Source organism: Alcanivorax sp. HI0083, assembly GCF_001635175.1.
Window position 1 is genome coordinate 1 of the sequence record NZ_LWFX01001032.1, and the last position, 7824, is coordinate 7824.

Sequence of the window (7824 nt, forward strand, 5' to 3'; positions counted from 1 at the left end):
AAGTGGAATCCACTAACTCCGACACCAAGCTGAAGAAGCTCTCCAAGCGTCTGAAGTTGATGGAAGCCTTCAAGGATTCCGGCAACGCGCCTGAGTGGATGATTCTCACCGTGCTGCCGGTTCTGCCGCCGGATCTGCGTCCGCTGGTGCCGCTGGACGGTGGCCGTTTCGCCACCTCCGACCTGAACGATCTGTACCGCCGGGTGATCAACCGGAACAACCGCCTCAAGCGTCTGCTGGACCTGAGTGCGCCGGACATCATCGTGCGTAACGAAAAGCGTATGCTGCAGGAATCTGTGGATGCGCTGCTGGATAACGGCCGCCGCGGCCGTGCCATCACCGGTTCCAACAAGCGTCCGCTGAAGTCCCTTGCCGACATGATCAAGGGTAAGCAGGGTCGTTTCCGTCAGAACCTGCTCGGTAAGCGTGTTGATTACTCCGGTCGTTCCGTGATCGTGGTAGGCCCGACTCTCAAGCTGCACGAGTGTGGCCTGCCCAAGAAAATGGCGCTGGAGCTGTTCAAGCCGTTCATCTTTGCCAAGCTGGAAGGTCGTGGTCTGGCGACCACCATCAAGGCGGCCAAGAAAATGGTCGAGCGCGAAACTGCCGAGGTGTGGGATATCCTCGCCGAAGTGATTCGCGAACACCCGGTGATGCTGAACCGTGCACCGACCCTTCACCGTCTCGGTATCCAGGCGTTCGAGCCGGTACTGATTGAAGGCAAGGCGATTCAGTTGCACCCGCTGGTGTGTGCGGCCTTCAACGCCGACTTCGATGGTGACCAGATGGCGGTGCACGTACCGCTGACCCTGGAAGCCCAGCTCGAAGCCCGTGCGCTGATGATGTCCACCAACAACATCCTGTCTCCGGCCAATGGTGAGCCCATCATCGGACCGACCCAGGACGTGGTGCTGGGCCTGTACTACATCAGCCGTGAGCGTGTGAACGCCCAGGGCGAAGGTCAGGTCTTTGCCGACACCAAGGAAGTGATGCGTGCCCTGGCCAACAAGCAGGTGCACCTGCACGCCCGGGTTAAAGTGCGTGTCCACGAAGTGGTGAAAGACCAGCAAGGTAACGTGGAAGAGCGTACCTTCATCGTCGATACCACGCCGGGTCGCTGTAAACTGTGGGATATCGTGCCGGCGGGTCTGGGCTACGAGATGGTCAACCAGAACATGACCAAGAAGGCCATTAGCAAGCTGCTGAACACCTGCTACCGTATCCTGGGTACCAAAGAGACCTGCATCTTTGCTGACCAGCTGATGTACCTGGGCTTCCGTGAAGCCACCCTGTCCGGTTCCTCCATTGGTGTGGAAGACATGGTGATCCCGGATGCCAAGTACACCATGATCGACGCTGCCGAAGAGGAAGTGCGCGAGATCGAGGAGCAGTTCGCTTCCGGTCTGGTAACCCGCGGTGAGCGTTACAACAAGGTCGTGGATATCTGGGCGCGGACCAATGACCAGATCGCCAAGGCGATGATGGAGAACCTGAAAGTCGAAGTGGTGAAGAACCGCGAAGGCAAGGACGAAGAGCAGGGCTCCTTCAACTCCATCTTCATGATGGCCGATTCCGGGGCGCGGGGTTCTGCGGCCCAGATTCGTCAGCTGGCCGGTATGCGTGGTCTGATGGCCAAGCCGGATGGCTCCATTATCGAAACGCCTATTACCAGTAACTTCCGTGAAGGTCTGAACGTACTCCAGTACTTCATCTCTACTCACGGGGCGCGTAAAGGTCTGGCGGATACTGCACTGAAAACAGCGAACTCCGGTTACCTGACTCGTCGTCTGGTGGATGTGGCGCAGGATCTGGTGATCAACGAGAACGATTGCGGCACTGAAGAAGGCCTGCTGATGACACCGCTGATTGAAGGTGGTGACGTGGTAGAGCCGCTGCGCGAACGTGTTCTCGGTCGTGTGGTTGCCCGTGACGTGATGAACCCGCTGAATCTGGACGAAGTGGCGGTGGAAGCCGGCACCCTGCTGGACGAAGTCTGGGTTGAGCAGCTGGAAACCATGGGTGTGGACGAAGTGCTGGTGCGCTCGCCGATTACCTGTGCCACCCGCTGGGGTGTGTGTGCCACCTGTTACGGTCGTGATCTGGCCCGTGGTCATCAGGTGAATGTGGGCGAGGCTGTTGGTGTTATTGCGGCGCAGTCCATTGGTGAGCCGGGTACCCAGCTGACCATGCGTACCTTCCACATTGGTGGTGCGGCAAGCCGGGCCTCTGCGGTGTCCAGCATCCAGATCAAGCACGGCGGTAAGGTGCGTTTCCACAATGCCAAGCACGTGCAGCACAAGGATGGCCTGGTGATCGTGTCACGTTCTGCTGATCTGGCCGTTGCCGATGAGCTGGGCCGTGAGCGTGAACGTTACAAGCTGCCCTACGGTGCCACCGTGACCGTGAATGAAGGTGACGAAGTGGGTGGTGGTCAGGTTGTTGCAACCTGGGATCCACACACGCACCCGATTATCGCGGAAGTGGAAGGTAAGGTTCAGTTCGGTGATATGGAAGAAGGTATCACTGTAAACCACCAGACCGACGAGCTGACCGGCCTGACCAATATCGAAGTGCTCGGTTCCCAGAATCGCCCGTCTGCCGGTAAGGACATGCGTCCGGTAATCCGGGTAGTGGACAGCAAGGGCAAAGCCGTTGTGATGCCCAACACTGATATGCCGGCGCAGTACTTCCTGCCGGGCGGTGCGCTGTGTGGCCTGAAGGATGGCGCCAGCATCGGTGTGGGTGATGTGATTGCGCGGATTCCCCAGGAATCCTCCAAGACCCGTGACATCACTGGTGGTTTGCCCCGCGTTGCGGATCTGTTCGAAGCCCGTAACCCGAAAGAAGCCGCCATCCTGGCCGAGAAGACTGGTACCGTGTCCTTCGGTAAAGAAACCAAAGGCAAGGTTCGCTTGGTGATAACACCGGATAACAGTGATGACAATTACGAAGAACTGATTCCCAAGTGGCGTCAGCTCAACGTGTTTGAAGGTGAGCGGGTAGAGAAGGGTGAAGTGGTCTCTGATGGTCCGCTGAACCCCCACGATATCCTGCGCCTGAAAGGTGAATCCGAGCTGGCCCGTTACATCGTTAACGAAGTGCAGGAGGTTTACCGCCTGCAGGGTGTGAAGATCAATGACAAACACATTGAAACGATCATCCGCCAGATGCTGCGCAAAGTAGAGATCCTGGAAGTGGGTGAGTCTCACTTCATCAAGGGTGAGCAGGCAGAATATGCCCGCGTCATGGAAGAGGTCGACCGTCTGAAAGCCGAAGACAAGATGCTGCCGCAATATCAGCGTCTGTTGTTGGGTATCACCAAGGCTTCCCTGGCCACCGAGTCCTTCATCTCTGCAGCGTCTTTCCAGGAAACCACCCGCGTTCTCACCGAAGCGGCGGTAACCGGCAAGGAAGACGACCTGCGTGGCCTGAAAGAGAACGTGGTTGTGGGTCGTCTGATCCCGGCCGGTACCGGCTATGCCTACCACATGGACCGTCGCCGCCAGCGTGCTGACGCACGCGGGCCGGAAGCGCCGACCATGGACGAGGTGGAAGCGGCTCTGTCCGAGGCGCTTAGCTCCTCCGACGAGTAGTGCGGGCGTTTTCTTGACCCGATAATGGCGCCCGCACAAGTGGCTGGTGCCATTTCGCCCCTTCGGGGGCAACCGTAGAGATTCTCCGGCGCCTTGACGGGATGCCGGAGGCTCCCTACAATCGCTGCCCCCCATGGTTTCATGGGCGGTAATTGGGTGGCAGGGGCCGTAAACTGACGGTTTTTGTCACAGAACTGTAAGCGTGAGGCAGTAGTTTCATGGCAACTGTAAACCAGCTGGTGCGCAAGCCGCGCAAAAGCAAGGTAGAAAAGAGCGACTCCGTAGCCCTGCAGGGCTGCCCCCAGCGTCGCGGCGTTTGCACTCGGGTGTATACCACTACTCCGAAGAAGCCGAACTCCGCGCTGCGTAAAGTGTGTCGTGTGCGTCTGACCAACGGTTATGAAGTCTCTTCCTACATTGGTGGTGAAGGGCATAACCTGCAGGAGCACTCCGTAGTGTTGATCCGTGGCGGTCGTGTAAAAGACCTTCCCGGTGTTCGCTACCACACCGTACGTGGCACCCTGGATACGGCAGGCGTGCAGGACCGCAAACAGCGTCGCTCCAAGTATGGCGCCAAGCGTCCTAAGTAATACCCAGCTACCTTTTCTGAATGCCGTAGCCCGTGTGGCTGCGGAGGGATGAGTAAGGTCCGGACGGCATGCCGTTCCGGAGTCACCTGAAGCTTTCCCCGCCCAAAGCGGGAATGTTAGAGGAACACATCCGATGCCAAGACGTCGCGTTGTCGCCAAACGGGAGATCCTGCCGGATCCGAAGTTTGGAAGCCAGATTCTGGCCAAGTTCATGAACCATGTAATGGTCAGTGGTAAAAAGTCTGTATCCGAGCGTATTGTTTACGGTGCGCTGGATATTATCACCGAACGCAAAGGGGCTGATTCCCTGGAGATGTTCGAAAAGGCGCTGGACAATATCCGTCCTGCCGTCGAGGTAAAGAGCCGCCGTGTTGGTGGTGCGACTTACCAGGTTCCTGTTGAGGTTCGTCCCAGCCGTCGTACTGCTCTGGCAATGCGCTGGTTGGTTGATGCTGCACGTAAGCGTGGTGAGAAGAGCATGCCTGCTCGTCTGGCCGGCGAAGTGATGGATGCCGCTGAAGGCAAAGGCGCTGCGATGAAGAAACGTGAAGACGTGCATCGTATGGCCGAGGCCAACAAGGCCTTCTCCCACTTCCGCTTCTAAAGGCAGAAGACAAGCGAGTGAAACCGGCCTGTGTACAGGCCGGTTTTTGTATTTGAACCAGTGAATCGAGGTTAGCACCGTGGCTCGTAAGACTCCTCTTAATCGCTATCGCAACATCGGTATCTGTGCGCACGTAGATGCGGGCAAGACCACTACTACCGAGCGTATTCTTTTCTACACCGGTGTGTCTCACAAAATTGGTGAGGTGCACGACGGTGCTGCCACCATGGACTGGATGGAGCAGGAACAGGAGCGTGGTATTACCATTACCTCCGCTGCGACCACCACTTTCTGGCAGGGCATGGACCAGCAGTACGATCAGCACCGTATCAACATCATTGATACCCCCGGGCACGTTGACTTCACTATTGAAGTAGAGCGTTCCTTGCGTGTACTCGATGGTGCCGTGGTGGTGTTCTGTGGTTCTTCCGGCGTTGAGCCGCAGTCCGAGACTGTATGGCGCCAGGCCAATAAATATGAAGTGCCGCGTATTGTGTTCGTCAACAAGATGGACCGCGCTGGCGCAGATTTTGACTCCGTTTGTAACCAGATTCGCAAGCGTCTGGGTGCTTCCGTTGTGCCGATTCAGTACAACATCGGTACGGAAGATAACTTCAAGGGTGTTGTCGACCTGATCCGGATGAAGGCTATCTACTGGAACGAAGACGACATGGGGATGACCTACGAAGAGAAGGACATCCCGGACGACATCAAGGCGCGTTGTGACGAGCTCCGTGAGCAAATGACGGAAGCGGCAGCAGAAGGCTCTGAAGAGCTGATGGAAAAGTACCTGGAAGAAGGTGACCTTTCCAATGACGATATCAAGGCGGGTCTGCGTAAGCAGGTTCTGGCCAACGAAATCGTTCTCGGCTTGTGTGGTTCCGCGTTCAAAAACAAGGGCGTTCAGGCGCTGCTCGACGCAGTTATCGAATTCCTGCCGGCCCCGGATGAAGTAAAAGCTATCCAGGGTGTGCTGCCGGATGGCGAAACCGTGGAAGCGCGTAAGTCTTCCGACGATGAGCCGTTCTCTGCGCTGGCTTTCAAGATCGCTACCGACCCGTTTGTGGGGTCTCTGACCTTCATTCGTGTCTACTCCGGTGTGCTGAATTCCGGTGATAGCGTGATGAACTCCGTACGCGAGAAGAAAGAGCGTGTGGGGCGTTTGCTGCAAATGCACGCAAACAGCCGTGAAGAAATCAAGGAAGTACTGGCGGGTGATATCGCGGCCTGTGTTGGCATGAAGGACGTCACTACCGGTGACACCCTGTGTGACATGAAGAGCCCGATCGTTCTGGAACGTATGGAATTCCCGGATCCGGTAATCTCCGTTGCTGTGGAGCCCAAGTCCAAGGCAGACCAGGAAAAAATGGGTCTGGCGCTGGGTCGTCTCGCGCAGGAAGATCCGTCTTTCCGTGTGAAGACCGACGAAGAAACCGGCCAGACCATTATCTCTGGCATGGGCGAGCTGCACCTGGATATTCTCGTGGATCGCATGAAGCGTGAATTCAAGGTGGAAGCGAATATCGGTGCGCCGCAGGTGGCATACCGCGAAACCTTCACCCGTGCTGCGGACGTGGACGGTAAGTTCGTGAAGCAGTCCGGCGGTCGTGGTCAATACGGTCACGTTAAGGTCAAGTTTGAGCCTATCGATCGTGATGAAGAGTTCCAGTTCGAGGAACAGATTCACGGTGGTTCCGTACCCAAGGAATACTTTGGTGCGGTACAGAAGGGTATCGATGAACAGCTGCAAGCCGGTGTGCTGGCGGGCTACCCGATTCTGGGCGTGAAAGCGACTCTGTACGATGGTTCCTACCACGAGGTGGATTCCAACGAAAACGCTTTCCGTATGGCGGGTGCCCTGGCTGTGAAGAACGCAGCCAAGGAAGCCGGTGCGGTACTGCTTGAGCCGATGATGAAGGTAGAAGCGGTAACCCCGGAAGACTACATGGGTGACGTGATGGGTGACTTGAACCGTCGCCGTGGTATCGTTCAGGGCATGGAAGACACCATGGCCGGCAAGATTATTCGTGCCGAGGTGCCTTTGTCTGAAATGTTCGGTTACGCTACTGATCTGCGTTCCATGTCTCAGGGTCGTGCCAGCTACTCCATGGAGTTCCTGAAGTACGCTGAGGCACCAAAGAATATCGCTGATGAAGTCATCAGCGGCAAGAAATCTTAAATTTACGGTTAATTTGTTAAAGGTATAGAGCCGTGGCTAAGGAAAAGTTCGAACGTAATAAACCGCACGTAAACGTAGGCACCATCGGTCACGTTGACCATGGTAAAACCACCCTGACTGCCGCGCTGACCCGCGTGTGTGCAGAAGTCTGGGGCGGTAGCGCCATTGCTTTCGATGGTATTGATAATGCCCCGGAAGAGCGTGAGCGTGGTATTACCATCGCGACCTCACACGTAGAGTACGATTCTCCGACTCGTCACTACGCCCACGTAGACTGCCCCGGTCACGCTGACTATGTGAAAAACATGATCACCGGTGCCGCGCAGATGGACGGCGCAATCCTGGTTTGTTCCGCAGCTGACGGCCCCATGCCGCAGACTCGTGAGCACATCCTGCTGTCCCGTCAGGTTGGCGTGCCTTTCATTGTTGTGTTCCTGAACAAAGCGGACATGGTTGACGATGAAGAGCTGCTCGAGCTGGTCGAAATGGAAGTGCGTGAGCTGCTGAGCGACTACGACTTCCCGGGTGACGATACTCCGATCATCAAGGGTTCTGCCCTGAAGGCTCTGGAAGGCGATACCAGCGACATCGGTATGCCTGCCGTACAGAAGCTGGTTGAGTGCCTGGACGAGTACATCCCGGAGCCGGAGCGTGCCGTTGATCAGCCGTTCCTGATGCCGATCGAAGACGTATTCTCCATCTCTGGTCGCGGTACTGTAGTAACCGGCCGTGTAGAGCGTGGCATCATCAAGGTGGGTGAAGAGCTGGAAATCGTGGGTATCAACGACACCACCAAGACCACCTGTACCGGTGTTGAGATGTTCCGCAAGCTGCTGGACGAAGGTCGCGCTGGTGAGA

Annotated in this window: 5 protein-coding genes; all 5 read left to right on the plus strand. The window is 56.7% G+C overall.

Annotation, left to right across the window (positions count from 1 at the left end; genetic code table 11):
- Nucleotides 1-3593 (plus strand): DNA-directed RNA polymerase subunit beta' (rpoC, locus tag A3754_RS13155; protein WP_063520058.1); only part of this gene is annotated, 3593 nt, incomplete at its 5' end.
- A gap of 218 nt (nucleotides 3594-3811) precedes the next feature.
- Complete coding sequence (gene rpsL, locus A3754_RS13160; RefSeq protein ID WP_011587675.1) at nucleotides 3812-4183, plus strand: 30S ribosomal protein S12; 372 nt, start codon at nucleotides 3812-3814, stop codon at nucleotides 4181-4183.
- A 133-nt stretch (nucleotides 4184-4316) separates the two neighbouring features.
- Nucleotides 4317-4787 carry a 30S ribosomal protein S7 gene (gene rpsG / locus A3754_RS13165; RefSeq protein ID WP_063518893.1) on the plus strand — a complete coding sequence of 157 codons (471 nt, stop codon included), beginning with the start codon at nucleotides 4317-4319 and terminating at the stop codon, nucleotides 4785-4787.
- Between the two features lie 79 nt (nucleotides 4788-4866).
- The gene (gene fusA, locus A3754_RS13170; RefSeq protein WP_063520059.1) at nucleotides 4867-6966 is read left to right on the plus strand and encodes an elongation factor G; all 2100 of its coding nucleotides are present in this window, start codon (nucleotides 4867-4869) and stop codon (nucleotides 6964-6966) included.
- 32 nt (nucleotides 6967-6998) lie between these two features.
- Nucleotides 6999-7824, plus strand: an 826-nt coding sequence (locus A3754_RS13175) for an elongation factor Tu (protein ID WP_063520060.1), incomplete at its 3' end; no start/stop codon positions are given.

Coding starts and splice junctions, on each gene's coding strand:
- rpsL (WP_011587675.1), top strand. CDS start 3,812: ATGGCAACTGTAAACCAGCTGGTGCGCAAGCCGCGCAAAAGCAAGGTA.
- rpsG (WP_063518893.1), top strand. CDS start 4,317: ATGCCAAGACGTCGCGTTGTCGCCAAACGGGAGATCCTGCCGGATCCG.